We start from the raw sequence: 17,301 nt of genomic DNA, 5'->3' as shown, positions 1-17,301 counted from the left end.
ACGGGGTCAGTCCTCGCCGATGGAGAATCCGCCGTCGACCTCTGCGCTCGCATAACTGCGGAACGCGATATGGGTCGCGCTGGTGCGCACGCCTGGAAGTCGGTTGATCCGACCGGTGACGACGTCGGCGATCTCGTCGTGGTCGCGGACTCTCACCTTGGCGATCAGATCGACGTCGCCCGCACACGAGTAGACCTCGGTGACGCCGGGGATATTGGCGACCGCCTGCGCGGTCTCGGGAATCTGGTGGATGTCGGCCCCGATGAGAACGATGGCGGTGATCATGCCCCAACTCTAGCCGGGGCCGGCCCGGGCTCGTCTCGGGCTCGACGAGCCGCGAGTGAGAATTCAGTCCATCGCTGCGCGGATCCGATCGGCGACTCCAGGGGTTCGGTCGTGCTCACCAGCCGTGCGCCGGGCTCGGCGATCCACCGTTGGACGAGTGCGACTTCTTCGGCAGGAGCCCCACCGAGCGGGCCGTCGTCCTCCGGAGCGAGCACGGTCTTCGCGGCTGCGACGGTCGTCTCGATCACCGGCACGGGTGCGACTCCGCGTTGTGCGTGCGCAGCACCGGCGAGCCGTCCGTAACGGACCACACTGACGTTCCATCCGCCCGTCCCGTCCGGACGCGCGACGACCAACTCACGTATGCGAGCGACCGCCGCGAGGCGCTGACACCGTGCGAGGGCGTCGACCGTGGAGGAGAGGCGGTCCCGCGCACGGGCGGCCGACTCGAAGCGCCGCGAGTCGGCGAGGTACTGCAGCCGCCGGTAGAGATCGGTGAGCAGGACGTCGGAGCGCCCGGCCATCAGCGCGCGAGCGGCCTCGACCCGGCACAGATAGTCCGGCAGGGTCTGCGGCCGGTCGCTCGCCGCATGGCACAGGCCGGGGAGCCGCGCGACGAGCGGATCGGGGAGTCCGACAGCGGACTCGTCGCCGGGGCACCAATGATGGTCGGCTCGTCTGAGACTCTGTGTGCAACTGCGCAGGCCGGACGCTGCGCTGATGACGTCGGCGATGTCGGCGGCCACCGTCCGGCTGTGCACCGGACCGATAGCGTCCGGCGCCGGCGAGCGGCTGACAGACAGGCGGGGGAATCGTTCCCGGCTGAGATTGATCCACCATCCCCGGTGCGCGTTGCGTGAACGACGGTTGTAACTGGGCTTGTGTGCGGCGAGGAGGGTGAGCTCGCGTACCCCTGCCTCCAGGTCGTGCGCGCACTCCACGTGTTCGACTCGTTCGGCCAGCGACACCATCTCGCCGATGCGAGCCCGGGTGTCCCCGCCGGAGAAGTACGACGCGACGCGACGTCGAAGGTCGACCGCAGTGCCGACATAGAGGACTTCGTCTCCCGGTCCGCGAAACAGATAGACGCCTGGCCGTCGCGGTAGACCGGAGGCCATCGAACGCTTCGCGCGCATTGCTGGAGTCGCGCGCGGCAGATACTCGGTGAGATCCCGATAGGTGTGCACACCGCGGTTCCCGACACGCTCGAGGAGTCGATGGAACACGTCGACGGTCGCGCGGGCGTCGTCGAGGGCGCGGTGGGTCGGGCGCACCGAGACGTCGAACAGTTCGGCCAACGCCGACAGCTTCACGCTCGGAGCCTCCTCCCGAGTGAGGATGCGTCGAGCCATCGCCACGGTGCACAGCGACGTCGTGAACGGCCACGGCAGATTCATTCGTCCCGCGGCCTTACGGAGGAAAGCGATGTCGAAGCGCGCGTTGTGCGCGACGAGAACAGAACCGCGTGCGAACTCGGCGAAAGCGGGCAGCACCTCTTCTATCGGCGGAGCGTCGTAGGTCATCGCAGTGGTGATTCCGGTGAGAGCGACGATCTGCGGCGGGATCTCCCGGCCGGGGTCGACGAGGGTGGCGAACTCGCCGAGGACCTCGCCGCCCCGGATCTTGACGGCGCCGATCTCGGTGATCACATCTGCGTCCGAGCTGCCGCCGGTGGTCTCGAGGTCGACGACGACGAGGGTCGTCTCGAACAAAGATCGGTCCGCGAACTCGTCGTCGTCCAGGTCCGCGAACGACAGTTGTCCTCCGGTCGGGACCTGCACCCCCGTCATGAGGCGCACCTGGTCATGCTTGAACACCTGGTCATGGTTGAACATCTGGTCATGGTCGATACCAGGCAATGGTCGACACCCGGTCGTGGTCTGCACCAGTCATGGCCTGCACCGTAGGCGGGACCCCCGACAGGCACGCCTCCCGACCACGACCGGTTCGGTCCGACGGCAGTCGCCCGAATCGCTCGACCTCAGATTGTCGGAGGTGATTCGTAGTCTGCACCCGAGGTCGAGAGAAACGGCTTCGCCGTGACACGCCGGGCAGCGGCCGACGTCGCGGAACGTGCCAACGAACATCAAATGAGAGGCGGATCACAATGCGGATCGACTGCGGGACCTGTCCCGGACGTAATCGGGAGTGCGACGGATGCATGATGCAGGTGTTGTTCGACCCTGTTACCAGCGGGGATGTCTTGTCGTCGGCCGAATCGGACATCGCCGATGCCGTCGATGTGTTCGTCGACACAGGGCTGATATCCGACGAAACGGCACTCAGTGCATTAGCCGGTGTCACTGCAGGTCACGGCGGATTCGCCCCGGAGTCACGCGACTGGCTCCGTGCGGTCTGACACGACGTCGTTCCGCATTCGTGCCGGGGTTGGTGGACATCGGCCTCGGGGTTTCGTAATCTTTTCGAGACTTTCCACTCAGGGTGATCCCCCAGCACAGGGGGAATGCCCGGAGGGTCACCGCCTAATCGCCTCCACCCTCCGGGGGCGAACCGGGGAACCACTTCATTTCGAGGGCGTGTGAGAACGCGCCGGCGAATCGGGGTGAATCGCGGTCTCAGGTAGTCAGTCCTGGGAACGCGTAGGGCCATTTCTTCCGGCCCGAACCCGACAGCTAACCCGGTCGGCGGTCAGGGAGACAACAAGGAGTACAGAAGTTCAGTGGCTAAACACCGTTTGGACAAGCCCGGCACCGGCCGTAAAGCTGCCACGACTGCGGTAGTCGCGGGCTCGATCGCCATCGGCGGATCGCTCGCACTCGCCGCAGGCCCCGCAGACGCAGCGCCCGTCAAGATCCCCGGCATCGGCAATTTCGACGTCCCGGACAACCTTCTGCCGAAGGCGCCGAAGTTCGACCCGCAGGGTCCGATCGGCACTCCGCAGCAGGTTCGCGCCAAGAAGGCGTTGCACTACGCAGAGTCGAAGATCGGCTCGCCGTACGTGTACGGCGCCTCCGGCCCCAGCGCGTTCGACTGCTCCGGTCTCACCTCGTGGGCGTACCGGCAGGCAGGCAAGACCATCCCGCGTGACAGCTACGGCCAGATGGGCGGCGGCAAGTCGATCGCCTCGCTCGCCGCTGCACGACCGGGCGACGTCCTCGTGTTCAACGGTGGCGGCCACGTTGGCCTCTACGCGGGCAACGGAATGTTCGTCCACGCCTCGACCGAGGGCGTGCCCGTCAAGCGTGACAAGGTCAAGAACTGGAGCGTGACGAGCATTCGCCGCTACTGAGCGTTCTCGTCTATTGTGAAAGCTTGAGAACCGGGCGGGTCATGCGCGAACGCGTGTGGCCCGCCCGTTCGGCATTAAGGAACATGTAGTGGACAAGACGAATCGAAGCGCCAGAAGACGAGGGACCGGTGCGGTCGTCGTCGGCGTCGTGCTGACAGCGGCCATGTCGGTGCTGCCGATCGCGCCTGAGGCGTCGGCGGAGCCGGAGAGCGGCGCGAGTCAGATATTGTCCCACTACCGTGAACTCTCCCGAGACGCCGAGAAGACGACCGAGGCCATGAACAAGGCCCAGCACGATTACGACGTGCAGCGCAAGATCGTCGTCACCCAACGTCGGGCGTCAGCGAAGGCGACGAAGCGCCTCGACTCGATGGCCGAGCAAATGGATGACGCTCAGAAGAAGGTCGACGCCCTCGCCCGTGCGAGTTACCGCGGAGCACGCGTCAACCGCCTGTACGCGGTGCTGGTCAGTGACTCCCCGCAGGGTCTGCTGGACAACATGTCCGGACTCGAGATCATGTCGCGCCAGTCCGCTGCGGACCTGAAGTCGATCGCGGCGACCGCACGCAAGACGCGCGAGGCGAAGGCGAACGCCGACAAGGCTGCACGTGAGGCCAGCGATGCCGTCGCCGTCGCCGAGAAGCAGCGCGGAAAGCTACAGTCCAAGCAGTCCGATCTTCAGCTCGAAGCCGTTCGGATCCGTGCTGTCTACAAATCACTGACCGGCAAGCAACTCGCCGCACTCCGCGGCCCCAAGTACAAGTTCGACGCGAGGGCCGTGGCCAAGGGGACCTCGCCCGCACTCGTGGCCGTCCAGGCTGCGATCTCGCGGATCGGCGACCCGTACGTGTGGGGCGCGACCGGACCGAACCAGTTCGACTGCTCGGGTCTGATGCTGTGGGCGTACAAGCAGGCGCACAAGAGCCTCCCGCGTACCAGCGAGGCGCAGCTCGCGGGCGGCAAGCCCGTCGATCGCGACGATCTCAAACCCGGCGACCTCGTCATCTACTACCCGGACGCCACACACGTCGGGATGTACGTCGGCGACGGCTTCGTGGTCCACGCGTCCACGTTCGGTGTTCCAGTCGCCGTGGTGCCGATCGACAAAGCAGGCCCGTACAACTCCGCGCGACGGTACTGAGTGAGGGACGTCCGCGTTGGGGCCGCGATCGCGGTCCTCCTCGTCGTGGCGACGGCGGGCACGGCGACCGCCTGTTCGGAGCCGACGGACTCGTCGACCGCTACTTCGGTGAGTGCCTCACACACACAACTCAACCCGTTCGAGCAGCAGCGGACCGACGGTGTCGGGGCACTCCTCGACGAACTCTCGTCGGTGGTCCGCACTGGAGACCGTGAGGCGGTCGACGCCCTCGTCGACGACGCCGCGCCACGTGAACTCCGCGACCGACTCCACACGATGACGGACGCGTTCGCTCGCGGCGTCGACCGTGACAAGCGGGGAGGCCCGCTTGTCGCCGCCTCGTTCACCTACCGCGTCGCCCCGAGCAGCGGCGCGGAATGGCAGGTGAATCCCGCTCTCGCGGCGAAGGTCGAGGAGTCGGGCGCCACCGACACGTGGGTGACCCCGGTGGAACTGACGTATGCGTTAGGTGGGGCCTCGACGCCGGGTATCGCCGAGCCGGAGGTGACGCTCACCGAGACCATGGCGTTCGCGCGGTACGACGACGACTGGAAGGTGATCGGCGACCGGTCCGTCGCTCTCGACCCTCGGGCGACGACCATCGGACCCGATGCGCCCGCCGAGATCGGCCCGTGGGAGTTCGGCGGGCTGGCCGCAGTCGACGTCCGGACCGCGGGCGGCACGTCGACGATCCTGTCCTATCGCAAGACCGACAAGACGGTGGACCGGGCGCGGAAGATCATGCCAGGCGCCGTCGCAGCCGTCAGTGAGGTCTGGGGCGACGACTGGCCGCAGAAGGCCGCAGTGATCGTGACCGGCGATCAGGCCGAGTTCGCGGGCCTGACCCGCACAGCTGCCGGCGACACCGCGGTGGCGGCGGCAGCCACGGTGTTCTCCCGAATCGACAAGCGCGCGAAGCAGGTCGTCGGCCAGCGAATCGTGCTGTCCCCAAACGCCGCCGACTTGTCCGAACCCGCTCTCGCCGTCGTCCTCCGGCACGAACTCATGCATGTCGCGACGCGACTGTCCACACCCGAGATCGCCCCGATGTGGCTGACCGAAGGCGTCCCCGAATATGTGGGGCGTAAGGGGACGTATCGCGAGTTCATCGACGCCGCACCGGACCTCGCCGTCGAGGTCGCAGCGAACCGACTCCCCAAGTCGTTGCCGGTCGATTCGGACTTCGCCGTCGACAGCGACGCCGCCCGCGTCGCCTACCAGAGCGCGTGGTCTTTCTCGGCTTTCGTCGCAGACGAGTACGGCGAGCCGGTGTTGAAGGACATGTACCGGAAGATGACCTCCGGCGGTGACACGCCCGCCATGGACGCCGCCATGAAGAGCGCGGTGGGCCAGGACAAGAATGCGTTGGTGAAGCAATGGCAGAAGTGGTTGCGCGCACAGGTCCGATGATGCGGACGACGCTGCTGGTCACGAACGATTTCCCGCCGCGCGCCGGCGGGATCCAGTCGTACCTGGAAAACCTGCTTCGTTTCGTGCCGCCGGAGAACGTCGTCGTGTACGCGCCGAAATGGAAGGGGTCGGACGCCTACGACGCGGCCGCGCCCTACCGGATAGTCCGTCACCGCACGTCACTGATGCTGCCGACGCCGTTCGTCGCTCGCCGTGCCGCACGACTGGTGCGCGAGAACGACGTCGACACCGTCTGGTTCGGTGCGGCCGCGCCGCTCGCCGTGCTCGGGCCGCGGCTGCGGAAGGCAGGCGCCCGACGTATCGTCGCGAGCACTCACGGCCATGAGGTCGGTTGGTCGATGATCCCCGGCGCGCGGCAGGTACTGCGCTACATCGGTCGACACACCGACGTCGTCACCTACGTCAGCCGCTACACGCGCGGCCGTTTCGCTGCGGCATTCGGTCGTGACGCCGCACTCGAATACGTGCCGTGCGGAGTCGACACCGACCGATTCGCTCCCGACGCTGCGGGACGCGCCGAGCTCCGTGAGCGCTACGGGCTCGGTGACGCGCCCGTCGTGGTGTGCCTGTCTCGACTGGTGCCGCGCAAAGGGCAGGACGTATTGATCGAGGCCTGGCCGTCGATCCTTCGGGAGGTGCCCGACGCGCGACTGGTGATCGTCGGAGGAGGACCGTACGGCGATCGGCTGCGCGAGTTGACCGAGAAGGTCGGGGTGACCGACACGGTGCTGTTCACCGGGTCGGTGCCCGGCGACGAACTTCCCACACACCACGCCATGGCCGACGTCTTCGCGATGCCCACCCGCACGCGCGGGCGCGGGCTCGACGTCGAAGGACTGGGCATCGTATTTCTCGAAGCCTCAGCGAGCGGAGTGCCCGTCGTCGCAGGCGACTCCGGGGGAGCCCCCGAGACCGTCCGTGAGGGAGTGACCGGGACAGTGGTCGACGGGCGGGACCGCACACAGGTGGCGCAGGCCATCACGACGATCCTGCTCGACCCCGATCTGGCGGCGTCGATGGGCGCGAAAGGTCGCGCGTGGATCGTCGACAACTGGCAGTGGCGGCAGCAGGCCGCCCGCCTGATGCGCCTCTTGTAGCCTCGCCCGCTGGTCGCGCGGAGTCTTTTTCGTTGGTCGAGCGGAGCTTTTCCCGTTGGTCGAGCGGAGCTTTTTTCGTTGGTCGAGCGGAGCTTTTTTCGTTGGTCGAGCGGAGTCGAGACCTGGATCTCGACTCCGCTCGATCGGCGGAGGGCGGAGGGCGGTGGGCGGCGAGCGCTACTTCTTGTACAGCGCTTCGATGTGCTCGGCGAACTTCTCGGCGACGACGTTGCGCTTGACCTTCAGGGTCGGCGTGAGTTCGCCGGTCTCCTCGGTGAAGTCGCTCGGCAGGATCCGGAACTTCTTGATCGCCTCGGCGTGCGAGACCGACTGATTGGCCTTGTCGACGGAGGACTGGACTTCGGCGACGAGGTCGGTGTCGTCAGCCAAATCGTCGACCGATGCGCCCGCATCTTTGCCGTTGCGCGACTTCCAGGTCTCGAACGCCTCGGGGTCGATGGTGATGAGCGACGCGATGAACGGCTTCTGGTCGCCGACGATCATCGCCTGCGACACCAGCGCGTTGGTGCGGATGATGTCCTCGATCGGCGCGGGCGAGACGTTCTTGCCGCCCGCGGTGACGATGATCTCCTTCTTGCGGCCGGTGATGGACAGGTAGCCGTCCGCGTCGAGGGTGCCGAGGTCTCCGGTGTGGAACCAGCCGTCGGTGAGAGCGGCTTCCGTCGCCTCGTCGTTGTGCCAGTACCCGGCGAAGACGACTTCGCCGGACAGCATGACCTCGCCGTCCTCGGCGATTCGTACCGCGTTGCCGGGCAGCGGACGGCCGACTGTGCCCACGCGCACCTCGTTCGGGGTGTTCACGCAGATCGCGGCGGTCGTCTCGGTGAGGCCGTAACCCTCGTAGACGGGGATGCCGACGCCGCTGAAGAAGTGGCCGAGATGCGGGCCGAGCGGTGCTCCGCCGGAGATCGCGAGTTCGCACATGCCGCCGAGCGCTGCGCGAAGCTTCGCGTAGACCAGCTTGTCGAACAGGGCGTGCTTGCCGCGCAGGACGAGGCCTGCGTTCGACCCGGCCTTGGAGTACTCGACGGCGGTATCGGCTGCAAGGTCGAAGATCTTGCCCTTGCCCGAGTCGTGAGCGTTCTGGCGCGCCGAGTTGAAGACCTTCTCGAACACGCGCGGCACAGACAGGATCAGCGACGGCTGGAACTGCGCGAAGATCGGCAGCAGATCCTTCGTGTTGTTGGTGTAGCCGACCTCGACGCCCGCTTCGAGTGCCACCAGGTTGATGGCGCGCGCCAGCACGTGCGCCATCGGCAAGAACAGGAGCAGACGGCGCTCCGGGCTGAGGAGAGTGCTCATCGACGACTCGAGGACACCGCTGATCTCGCCGAGCATGTTGGCGTGGGTGAGCATGCAGCCCTTCGGGCGGCCCGTGGTGCCCGATGTGTAGATGAGGGTCGCCGGATCCGCCGCCGTCAGGTGGCGACGACGTTCGTCGAGCTGCTCGTCGGTGATCGACGCGCCGCGTTCGGCGAACTGGGCGACGATGCCGTCGCCGTTCGGGTCGTCGATCTGGAACACCTGAACGGCGTCGGTGACGGACTCCACGCCGTCGACGGTCGTGCGGTGCGCAGGCGTCTCGACGACGATCGCGACGGCCTCCGAGTCACGCATGATCCAGTCGATCTGCGGCCCCGACGACGAGTCGTAGATGGGGACGGGAACCGCACCGGCCGACCAGATGGCGAAGTCGATGAGAGTCCACTCGAGCCTCGTCGACGACAGGATGGCGACGCGCTGGCCCGGCTCGATACCGGAGGCGATGAATCCCTTCGCGAGCGAACGGATCCGGCCCACTGCGTCGCCCGCGGACAGGGCGACCCACTGGTCGCCCTCCTGCACACGGAAAACGGTCTTGCCGGGCGTCGCTGCCGCGATGTCGTAGAGGACATCGGCCGAATTCCGCTCCTTCGGGGTGACGAATTCTGCGGGGACACGGCACTCAGCCATTGAATACACCTTCCGGAGCCGATCTATGTGACAAGAAGCGTTGGTCTGATAGCAGATTCTAATCGCCCGATGCGGGTGTCACGCGCCGGAGTCGGCTTTCGCCTTTCGTCGCTGGTATGTGATGCTGTTTCGGTGACGAGCATCCAGGTGGCCGACGACGCGTTCGTCGCTGCTTCTGTATCGCTGGCGGGCGACGTGGTCGGCGACCGGGCGCGGTGGCGGCGGTGGTGGCCGGACCTGACGTTGGAAGTCACCCAGGACCGTGGAGACGAGGGCGTGCGCTGGCGCGTCGGGGGCCCGGTGACTGGAACAATGGAGATCTGGTGCGAGAAGCGACTGGACGGATTCATCCTCCATTACTTCCTGCACGCCGAGCCCACCGCTGCGCTGCCCACTGAGCCGCGCGCGTGGATGGACGCGACAGCCGAACTCAATCGGGTCCGCCGGGTTGCGGGGAAGGCGATGGCGTTCGAGGTCAAACAGATCCTCGAAGCTGGTCGTGCCGCCGGAGAGCCGGCAGCGGGGAAGGCGATCGCATGAGCGACCACACCGAGCAGTCGACCGTCGTCGGCGCGGACGTCGACCCGATCATGTCGGTGATCGCCGACTTCGAGAACTATCCGCAGTGGGTCGGCGCGGCACGCGAGGTGACCGTTCTCGAACGCGACTCTCGCGGTCGGGGCACCCACGTTCGGTTCATCCTCGATGCGGGTGTCCTCGCCGACACCTACGAACTGCGATACGAGTGGTCCGACGATGACACGTCGGTGTCGTGGAGCCTCGTGTCCAGTGAGCTTCAGCGAGACCAGCAGGGCAGCTACGAGTTGACTCAGCAGGTACACGGGTCGACGAAGGTCACCTACTCGTTGACCGTCGACCTTCAGATCCCGATGATCAGCCAACTCAAACGCCGCGCCGAGAAGGCGATCATCGAATCGGCGCTCAGCGATCTCAAGAAGAGGGTCGAAGGCTGATCGATCTCGCTGACATCCATCTGGTGCTCGGGCCTGGTGGCTCGGGCGTCTCGATGCTCGCTGCCGCAGCCGCGCTCTCGGGTTCTCACTCGCCGGATCGACCCGGTACGTTGCCGATCGGGGAGCAGCGCGACACCCTCTTAGTCACGCTCGACGCGCGTTCGCCGGTACCCGCACTGTTGGGTGTGTACCGCGTGCCGGGAGAACCGGTGCCGGTGACGGCGGACGTCGACCTCCTGCACGTGGAGCACCTCGACGTCATCGAACACGCGTGGACGCAGTTCGCGGCGGCGCTCACTGCGCTCACTGCCGGGCGCACCGCGTTGCCGGTGGTTGGGACGCTCGCTTCGATCGCGCCGGGCGAGCTCACCGACCTTCCCGGCGTCGCCGAGTTCCTGATGCTGCGACAGGTCCGGGACGCTGCAACGTCCGGACGGTGGCGGCGGGTGGTCGTCGATCTGTCGGGGGTGGGGGATCCGTTCGCACTGCTGCGTGCGCCGACCGTCCTCTCGGCCGCGATCGAGCGGATGTGGCCGCGCGCCACCAGACTCGCGCAAGCGGGCGAGAAACCGGTCCTCGCTCAGCTCTCGGCGGCTGTCGAAGGGATCGACCGCGACTGCCAGGACCTCGCCGACCTGTTCTGTGACCCGCACTCGGTCGCCGCCCATCTCGTTCTCGACGCATCCGAGCGTGGCCGCCGCGTCGCCGCCGATCACCTGGCTGTGGCGGACCTGACCGCACTGCCGCTGCGCTCGGTCCTGATAAGTGCGGGCGAGTCCGACCGGCCGACCGCGGCGACCGCGGACACCGTCCGCGCGACCCTCGGCGACGGCTCCGGGGTCACGGTGCGCGAGATCGAGTCCGGTGGTGTCCTCGACCGGCTGTCGCGGATCCGTAAGATCGCTGTGCCGATGGCCGCGCCGAGTGGCCGACCGTATGGAAGCGGCGCCTTGACCGTCGCGAAATCATCGGGGCAGGGCGTGACCGCTGTGTTCGAACTGAGGTGGCGACAGGGTCTTCCCGAACCCGAACGACTACACCTCGGCCGGTCGGGTGACGACCTGCTCGTCACCGTCGCAGGCTTCCGGCACCCCGTACGACTGCCGTCGGTCCTTCGGCGCTGCCGGGTGGTCGGCGCCGACTGGTCCGATGGCGAACTGTGCGTGCGGTTCGAGCCCGACGCCGCGATCTGGCCCGCCCGGCAGGGTGGATCCGGGGGAGCGGCGTCGTCGCAGCGGGAGGCCGGGAACTAAGATCTCCCCAGAAGGATCTGGCCAGTAGGATCTGGTCGGGTCCGCTCGCCGTCGTCATAAGCTGTCGGTGACACCCGGTAACGACCGTCATTCCCCGCCAGCACACTTCACTCGTCCGCCGACCGACCAGGTGACAGGAGCCGCATCGAGATGTCCGACCACGAGCGCGATGCGCGTACCGGAGACGCCGCGACCGGCGACCCGGTGCAAGACCTGCTGCTCGGGTTCGCGACGACCATCGACCAGCTCGCCGCATTGATCGGCGGCGGACAGGGCGAGGCGGCGTCTGCCTTCGGTTCCGGGCCGGTTCCCGAGTTGTTCGGCGAACTCGGAACACTGATGACCGAGTTCGGCGACCTCCTCTCCAGGATCCTGACCGCCTTCATCACGGTCCTCGAAGCCGTGGCCGAGATGCTGCGGTCGGCTCCGTCTGGCCCGGCGGCGACACCGACCGGCTTCGAGTCGATCCCGGTTCGGATCTCAAGCGCGGGGCGGTAGGGATGGACCAGCGGACCGGATCGGACCTGACAGTCGGCATCGACATCGGCGGCACGAGCGTCCGTGCGTGCGTCGTCGACCCCACCGGGCGGATCCTCGACACGCTGCGGACCGCTACTCCGGCGACGACCGAAGCTCTCGAACACTGTCTGGACCGCCTGGTCGGGGAACTCCGTGACCGGTGGGCGATCGGCGCGGTCGGGTTGGCGATCGCCGGGTTCTTGACCCCGGATCGCAGTCTGGTGCGCTTCTCGCCGCACTTGGCATGGCAGGAGGCCCCGGTCGCGGCCGACATGTCGACCCGAATCGGGATGCCGGTTTTCGCCGAACACGACGCGAATGCCGCCGCCGTCGCCGAACTGCATTTCGGTGCGGCCGCGCGCGGTCACAACACTCTGGTCCTGGCCATCGGCACAGGCATCGGTGCGGGACTGATCCTCAACGGCGAGATCTACCGGGGGAGCTTCGGAGTCGCTCCCGAGCTCGGCCACCTGACCGTCGTGCCCGAAGGACGTCCGTGCGGGTGCGGCAAACGAGGCTGCTGGGAGCGTTACTGCAGTGGTACCGCACTCGTCGACACTGCGGTCGAACTCATTGCGTCGCAGCGCTTTCCGCGCAGCGCGCTGGCGGCGGAGTCGGACGCGGATCCAGGGTCGCTCACTGGACGCCGGGTGGCGGCCGCGGCAGCGGACGGAGACCCGGTCGGTGTCGCAGCCTACGCGGATCTCGGACGCTGGTTAGGCCTCGGGCTCGGCATGATCGCGGACGTCTTCGATCCAGATCTCATCGTCCTGGCGGGTGGCGTCGGGGCGGCGTCCGGACTGTTCCTCGACGACGCGCGCGAGCACTACACCGCGGCGGTCACCGGTGCAGGACATCGACAGCTCGCCCGGATCCGCGGCACCCAGCTCGGGGAGACCGCAGGCGTCATCGGAGCCGCCGAAGTGGCGCGACAAGGACTGGCTGCGACACGTGAGAGCGGCGAAGTAAACTGACCTGCGCGTCCGGCGAGCCGCGGGGCTTCGCGTAGAAGAGAATCGGGGCACGATGTTCTATTACCTCATCAAGTACGTCCTCATGGGGCCTGCGCTGCGGCTCATGGGGCGTCCGCGTATCGAAGGACACGACAACATCCCGGCCGACGGGTCGGCACTGATGGCGTCCAACCACCTGGCTGTCGTCGACAGCTTCTATCTGCCGCTGATGGCGCGTCGTCGCATCTACTTCCTCGCCAAGGCGGAGTACTTCACCTCGCCGGGGATCAAAGGTCTCCTCAAGAAGTGGTTCTTCTCCGCATTGGGCCAGATCCCCGTCGATCGGTCCGGTGGCAGTGCCGCGGAGGGTGCACTCGCGGCAGGCAAGAGGGTTCTCGACGACGGTGGTCTACTGTGCCTGTACCCGGAGGGCACCAGGTCGCCCGACGGTCGCCTCTACAAGGGCAAGACCGGCCTGGCCCGGATGGCGCTGGAGACCGGAAACCCGGTCATCCCGGTTGCGATGGTGGGTACCGACCGCATCAACCCGCCCGGAACAGTCTTGCCGCGTCCCACCCGAATCACTGTGAAAGTCGGTGAGCCACTGGACTTCTCGCGTTATGCGGGGATGGCGGGCAACCGCTTCATCGAGCGAGCGGTCACTGACGAGATCATGTACACGCTGATGAAGATGACCGGGCAGCAGTACGTCGACATCTATGCGGCAAAGTTGAAGAACGACGACGGCACCTACACGAAGGCCGAAGACGTCATGGGCGGGGACGAACCCGCCGCCTGACTCATCGGCTGCCTTACTCTTTGGAACGGTGGTTTCACGCCTCGTCGAGGCGTGCCTCGGGCACGCGCGCATCGTCGACGCTCGTGCGGTACGGCATCCACCAGAACGCGAACAGCAGTGCGATACCCCACAACAGGTACGTGTTTCCGACGATGTGCTCCCACCATGCCCATCCGGCCTGAATCGGGGGCAGCAGTTGGAACGGGCCGATGGCGAAGATCACCGTGCCGACCCCGGCCAACGACCCGTACACGGTTCGGACGCGCCGGTCGGAAGTCCGCGAGACGAACACCAGGCACGTCGCGATCGCTGGGACACACCACACCCAGTGATGCGCCCACGTCGTCGGGGAGACGAGCAACCCCCACACCGCCACGCTGCACGTGACGACCATCGCGTCGACGCGGCCGCCGATCGGACCCGGCGCGAAGGCGTCGCGCGGACGAGCGGCGAACACGGCGTAGAGGGCGGGAACGGTCACCAGCAGGCTCGTCGCCACCCACAAGATCGATGCGGTCGAACCGCCGTCGTCGAACAAACGGAGCCACAGTGCGTTCAGATTCTGATTGATCCGGCCTTCGGGTTCGCCGATGCGGCCGGTGTGGAACACGGTGTCGGTCCAGTAAGTCACCGAGTCGTCCGGGATCCACAACCAGCCGATGAACGCTGCGGCCGCGAACGTCACTACGCCGACGACGGCCGCCCGGACACGACCTGCGGCGAGGAATACTCCGAGGAACACCAGCGGCGTCAACTTGATGGCCGAAGCGACGCCGACCAACACGCCCTGCACCTTCGACGCGACGCGGCTGCGACGTCCGATGACGAAGACGTCGATCATCGTCAGGGTGATCAAGACCATGTTGATCTGACCGAACCCGAGAGTCATCCAGAACGGGTTGAACCAGACCGTGACGGCCGAAGCCAGCAGTGCGATCTGCCAGCGGTTGGCACGGTCGGCGACGCCGAGGACGTCCAAGGTCAACTTGGTCACGTAGACGAGCAATACGACGGTCAAGACAGACACGCCCGTGCTCGTCACGGACAACGACAGCTCGCCGAGCGGCGTGAAGAGCAAAGCTGCGAACGGCGGGTACGTGAACGGCAGCCAGATGCCGTCTTGCGTGAACGGCATCGACCCGTCGGCGTAGAGGCTCAGTCCCTGATGCCAGAGCTGACCGCCGAGGCGGTACACGTCCATGTCGAAGCGGGTCCTCGTCCCCCAACTGGAGGTGAACGGGACACCGGCGATCTGCAAGGTGGACGACGCGACGAAGGCGAGGGCGCACAGAACGGTCACGACGGGCCCGGGCCGCCATCGACGCAGCACGGCTTCGGCGACTCGGGTCGAAGAAGGCATAGGAAGAGTATGGACTGACCGCTCGCGCTAACCTTCACCCCGTGCGCTACTTCTACGACACAGAGTTCATCGAAGACGGGACGACCATCGAACTGGTGTCGATCGGCGTGGCCGCCGAGGACGGCCGAGAGTTCTATGCGTGCTCCACCGAGTTCGATCCCGGCCGGGCAGGCAGTTGGGTACGTGCCAACGTCCTCGACAAGCTGCCCTCACCCGCCGACAAAGCGTGGCGGTCGCGGCACGCGATCCGCGAGGACCTGCACGAGTTCCTCAGTGCGGGCGAGGGGCGCATCGAGTTGTGGGCGTGGGTCGCCGCGTACGACCACGTCGTCCTGTGTCAGCTGTGGGGGCCGATGACCGACCTGCCGCGGAACATGCCGCGGTTCACCCGGGAGTTGCGTCAGCATTGGGAGGCCGCGGGTTCGCCGAAGCTCCCGCCCGCACCGAAGGACGCGCACGACGCGCTCGCCGATGCGCGGCACAATTTGAGCAAGTGGCGTTCGATCGAGGCGGCGCGCTCGGACGCCGCCGACGCAGGATAGGCTGAACGACGTGGTGAACTGGACCGTAGACGTGCCCCTCGACGAACTTCCCGAACTGCCGCCGTTGCCCGGCTCGCTCGCCGAACGGTTCGAGGACGTGCTGGCGCGTCCCGCGCTGCAGCAGCCGAACTGGCCTGCCGCAGAAGCGCGGAAGATGCGGACCGTTCTCGAGAGCGTCCCGCCGATCTGCATGCCGACCGAGGTCGAGAAGCTCGCCGACCAACTCGCCGAAGTGGCGCACGGCCGTGCCTTCCTGCTTCAGGGCGGCGACTGCGCCGAGACCTTCGCGGCGAACACCGAACCGCATATCAAGGGCAACATCCGGACCCTTCTGCAGATGGCCGTCGTCCTCACCTACGGTGCGAGCATGCCGGTCGTGAAGGTTGCGCGGATCGCCGGACAGTACGCCAAGCCCCGCTCGTCCGACACCGACGCGCTCGGTCTCCTGTCGTACCGCGGCGACATGGTGAACTCACTGGCGGCCGACGAGGCGTCGCGTGTTCACGACCCGTCCCGACTGGTGCGAGCCTATGCGAACGCATCGGCGGCGATGAACCTCGTGCGCGCTCTGACCGGTGCTGAAGCGCGACTGGCCCGCGTGCACGACTGGAACCGTGAGTTCGTCCGGACCTCGCCCGCCGGGGCTCGTTACGAGGCGCTCGCGGCGGAGATCGATCGTGGCCTCAAGTTCATGGACGCATGCGGCGTCACCGATTCGAGCCTCGAGTCGGCGTCGATCTTCGCGTCGCACGAAGCGCTGGTCCTCGACTACGAGCGCGCGATGCTGCGCCTGGCCGACGATCCGCGGGGCGGTGACGAGAAAGTGCTGTACGACCTGTCGGCGCACTTCCTGTGGATCGGGGAGCGCACCCGTCAGATCGACGGCGCACATGTCGCTTTGGCGAAACTGATCAACAACCCGATCGGGATGAAGATCGGCCCGACGACGACGCCCGAGCAGGCCGTCGAATACGTGGAGCTCCTCGACCCCGACAACCGGCCGGGCCGTCTGACCCTCGTCTCACGAATGGGCAACGGGAACGTTCGCGAAGTACTCCCTGCGATCGTTCAAGCCGTAGAAGAGACCGGCCACAAGGTGATCTGGCAGTGCGATCCGATGCACGGCAACACGCACACCGCATCGACCGGTTTCAAAACCCGCCACTTCGACCGGGTCGTCGACGAGGTGCAGGGCTTCTTCGAGGTCCATCGCGCCCTGGGCACCCACCCGGGCGGCGTCCACATCGAGTTGACGGGCGAAGACGTCACCGAATGCCTCGGTGGAGCCCAGGACATCTCGGACCTCGACTTGGAAGGCCGTTACGAGACGGCCTGCGACCCGCGTTTGAACACGCAGCAGTCGCTGGAGTTGGCCTTCCTCGTCGCCGAAATGCTCCGCGGCTGACCCGCCGACCGATCGGCTTCTCTGTTGATCGAGCGGATCTCCTGTTGAGCGGGCGGTCCTGCTGTTGATCGAGCGGAGTCGAGATCGGTTGTGCTGTGCGGGGTCTCGACTTCGCTCGACCGGCGTGTGGGTGCGTGTCGTTGTGTGTGCGGTGCTCGTGTTGAGCGGGCGGCTTTTCTGTTGATCGAGCGGCTCTGCTGTTGATCGAGCGGTCCTCCTGCTGATCGAGCGGAGTCGAGATCGGTTGTGCTGTGCGGGGTCTCGACTTCGCTCGACCGGCGTGTGGGTGCGTGTCGTTGTGTGTGCGGTGCTGCTGTT

At 66.7% G+C, this 17,301-nt stretch carries 17 protein-coding genes and 1 riboswitch; of the genes, 13 read left to right on the top strand and 4 right to left on the bottom strand.

From position 1 onward, the window contains the following. Positions 1–6: 6 nt before the first annotated feature. Positions 7–285, bottom strand: a complete 279-nt coding sequence (locus L5G32_RS11080; RefSeq protein ID WP_237011090.1) for an Lrp/AsnC family transcriptional regulator — start codon at positions 283–285, stop codon at positions 7–9. After that, a complete protein-coding gene (locus L5G32_RS11075) occupies positions 282–2,075 on the bottom strand; it encodes a DEDD exonuclease domain-containing protein (protein ID WP_237011245.1) in 1,794 nt (597 codons plus the stop codon). The genes L5G32_RS11080 and L5G32_RS11075 overlap by 4 nt, the downstream gene beginning before the upstream one ends. 371 nt (positions 2,076–2,446) lie before the next feature. Here L5G32_RS11075 and L5G32_RS11070 point away from each other — a divergent pair, with 371 nt between their 5' ends. The 5 genes from L5G32_RS11070 to L5G32_RS11050 all read left to right on the top strand — a co-directional run bounded on the left by L5G32_RS11070 (position 2,447) and on the right by L5G32_RS11050 (position 7,204). Further along, positions 2,447–2,644, top strand: a complete 198-nt coding sequence (locus L5G32_RS11070; RefSeq protein ID WP_237011089.1) for a hypothetical protein — start codon at positions 2,447–2,449, stop codon at positions 2,642–2,644. Positions 2,645–2,755: 111 nt separating this feature from the next. Beyond that, a riboswitch (cyclic di-AMP (ydaO/yuaA leader) is annotated at positions 2,756–2,947 on the top strand. Between the two features lie 18 nt (positions 2,948–2,965). Then, positions 2,966–3,535, top strand: coding sequence for a C40 family peptidase (locus L5G32_RS11065; protein ID WP_237011088.1), 570 nt, complete (start codon positions 2,966–2,968; stop codon positions 3,533–3,535). Positions 3,536–3,698: 163 nt separating this feature from the next. After that, positions 3,699–4,676, top strand: coding sequence for a C40 family peptidase (locus L5G32_RS11060; protein ID WP_237011244.1), 978 nt, complete (start codon positions 3,699–3,701; stop codon positions 4,674–4,676). Next, positions 4,677–6,086, top strand: a complete 1,410-nt coding sequence (locus L5G32_RS11055; protein ID WP_237011087.1) for a peptidase MA family metallohydrolase — start codon at positions 4,677–4,679, stop codon at positions 6,084–6,086. It abuts the gene before it with no gap. Beyond that, positions 6,086–7,204 carry a glycosyltransferase family 4 protein gene (locus L5G32_RS11050; RefSeq protein WP_237011243.1) on the top strand — a complete coding sequence of 373 codons (1,119 nt, stop codon included), beginning with the start codon at positions 6,086–6,088 and terminating at the stop codon, positions 7,202–7,204. The genes L5G32_RS11055 and L5G32_RS11050 overlap by 1 nt, the downstream gene beginning before the upstream one ends. A 177-nt stretch (positions 7,205–7,381) precedes the next feature. On the opposite strand, the gene L5G32_RS11045 is transcribed toward L5G32_RS11050, so the two are convergent. Further along, a complete protein-coding gene (locus L5G32_RS11045; protein ID WP_237011086.1) occupies positions 7,382–9,178 on the bottom strand; it encodes an AMP-dependent synthetase/ligase in 1,797 nt (598 codons plus the stop codon). 132 nt (positions 9,179–9,310) lie between these two features. On the opposite strand from L5G32_RS11045, the gene L5G32_RS11040 reads away from it, so the two are divergent. From L5G32_RS11040 to L5G32_RS11015, 6 genes are all read left to right on the top strand, one after another. Continuing rightward, entirely contained in the window at positions 9,311–9,718 is a 408-nt protein-coding gene (locus tag L5G32_RS11040) for a hypothetical protein (protein WP_237011085.1), read from the top strand. Further along, on the top strand, positions 9,715–10,152 hold the full coding sequence (locus L5G32_RS11035; protein WP_237011084.1) for an SRPBCC family protein: 438 nt from the start codon (positions 9,715–9,717) through the stop codon (positions 10,150–10,152). Before L5G32_RS11040 ends, L5G32_RS11035 begins: the two co-directional genes overlap by 4 nt. Before the next feature lie 20 nt (positions 10,153–10,172). Then, a complete protein-coding gene (locus tag L5G32_RS11030; RefSeq protein WP_237011242.1) occupies positions 10,173–11,405 on the top strand; it encodes an ArsA family ATPase in 1,233 nt (410 codons plus the stop codon). 150 nt (positions 11,406–11,555) lie between these two features. Beyond that, on the top strand, positions 11,556–11,903 hold the full coding sequence (locus L5G32_RS11025) for a hypothetical protein (protein WP_237011083.1): 348 nt from the start codon (positions 11,556–11,558) through the stop codon (positions 11,901–11,903). Positions 11,904–11,905: 2 nt separating this feature from the next. Then, the gene (locus tag L5G32_RS11020) at positions 11,906–12,898 is read left to right on the top strand and encodes an ROK family protein (protein ID WP_237011082.1); all 993 of its coding nucleotides are present in this window, start codon (positions 11,906–11,908) and stop codon (positions 12,896–12,898) included. A gap of 52 nt (positions 12,899–12,950) precedes the next feature. Next, positions 12,951–13,676, top strand: a complete 726-nt coding sequence (locus tag L5G32_RS11015; protein WP_237011081.1) for a lysophospholipid acyltransferase family protein — start codon at positions 12,951–12,953, stop codon at positions 13,674–13,676. Between the two features lie 34 nt (positions 13,677–13,710). Here L5G32_RS11015 and L5G32_RS11010 read toward each other — a convergent pair whose 3' ends face one another. Further along, complete coding sequence (locus tag L5G32_RS11010) at positions 13,711–15,036, bottom strand: glycosyltransferase 87 family protein (RefSeq protein WP_237011080.1); 1,326 nt, start codon at positions 15,034–15,036, stop codon at positions 13,711–13,713. Between the two features lie 41 nt (positions 15,037–15,077). Between L5G32_RS11010 and L5G32_RS11005 the strand changes: the two genes are divergently transcribed. Both L5G32_RS11005 and L5G32_RS11000 read left to right on the top strand, forming a co-directional pair. Beyond that, the gene (locus L5G32_RS11005) at positions 15,078–15,578 is read left to right on the top strand and encodes a polyadenylate-specific 3'-exoribonuclease AS (protein ID WP_237011079.1); all 501 of its coding nucleotides are present in this window, start codon (positions 15,078–15,080) and stop codon (positions 15,576–15,578) included. Between the two features lie 10 nt (positions 15,579–15,588). Continuing rightward, positions 15,589–16,983, top strand: a complete 1,395-nt coding sequence (locus L5G32_RS11000; RefSeq protein ID WP_237011078.1) for a class II 3-deoxy-7-phosphoheptulonate synthase — start codon at positions 15,589–15,591, stop codon at positions 16,981–16,983. Positions 16,984–17,301 lie beyond the last annotated feature (318 nt).

The organism is Gordonia zhenghanii, assembly GCF_021738965.1.
Classification (GTDB): Bacteria; Actinomycetota; Actinomycetes; order Mycobacteriales; family Mycobacteriaceae; genus Gordonia; species Gordonia zhenghanii.
This window is presented reverse-complemented; position numbering and strand designations above follow the sequence as displayed.

Bases quoted from the DNA above. Each gene is read 5' to 3' on its own strand.
- L5G32_RS11060 (WP_237011244.1), top strand. From the start codon at position 3,699: ATGTCGGTGCTGCCGATCGCGCCTGAGGCGTCGGCGGAGCCGGAGAGC.
- L5G32_RS11020 (WP_237011082.1), top strand. From the start codon at position 11,906: ATGGACCAGCGGACCGGATCGGACCTGACAGTCGGCATCGACATCGGC.
- L5G32_RS11080 (WP_237011090.1), bottom strand. From the start codon at position 285: ATGATCACCGCCATCGTTCTCATCGGGGCCGACATCCACCAGATTCCC.
- L5G32_RS11050 (WP_237011243.1), top strand. From the start codon at position 6,086: ATGCGGACGACGCTGCTGGTCACGAACGATTTCCCGCCGCGCGCCGGC.
- L5G32_RS11015 (WP_237011081.1), top strand. From the start codon at position 12,951: ATGTTCTATTACCTCATCAAGTACGTCCTCATGGGGCCTGCGCTGCGG.
- L5G32_RS11070 (WP_237011089.1), top strand. From the start codon at position 2,447: ATGATGCAGGTGTTGTTCGACCCTGTTACCAGCGGGGATGTCTTGTCG.
- L5G32_RS11010 (WP_237011080.1), bottom strand. From the start codon at position 15,036: ATGCCTTCTTCGACCCGAGTCGCCGAAGCCGTGCTGCGTCGATGGCGG.
- L5G32_RS11045 (WP_237011086.1), bottom strand. From the start codon at position 9,178: ATGGCTGAGTGCCGTGTCCCCGCAGAATTCGTCACCCCGAAGGAGCGG.
- L5G32_RS11035 (WP_237011084.1), top strand. From the start codon at position 9,715: ATGAGCGACCACACCGAGCAGTCGACCGTCGTCGGCGCGGACGTCGAC.
- L5G32_RS11075 (WP_237011245.1), bottom strand. From the start codon at position 2,075: ATGACGGGGGTGCAGGTCCCGACCGGAGGACAACTGTCGTTCGCGGAC.
- L5G32_RS11025 (WP_237011083.1), top strand. From the start codon at position 11,556: ATGTCCGACCACGAGCGCGATGCGCGTACCGGAGACGCCGCGACCGGC.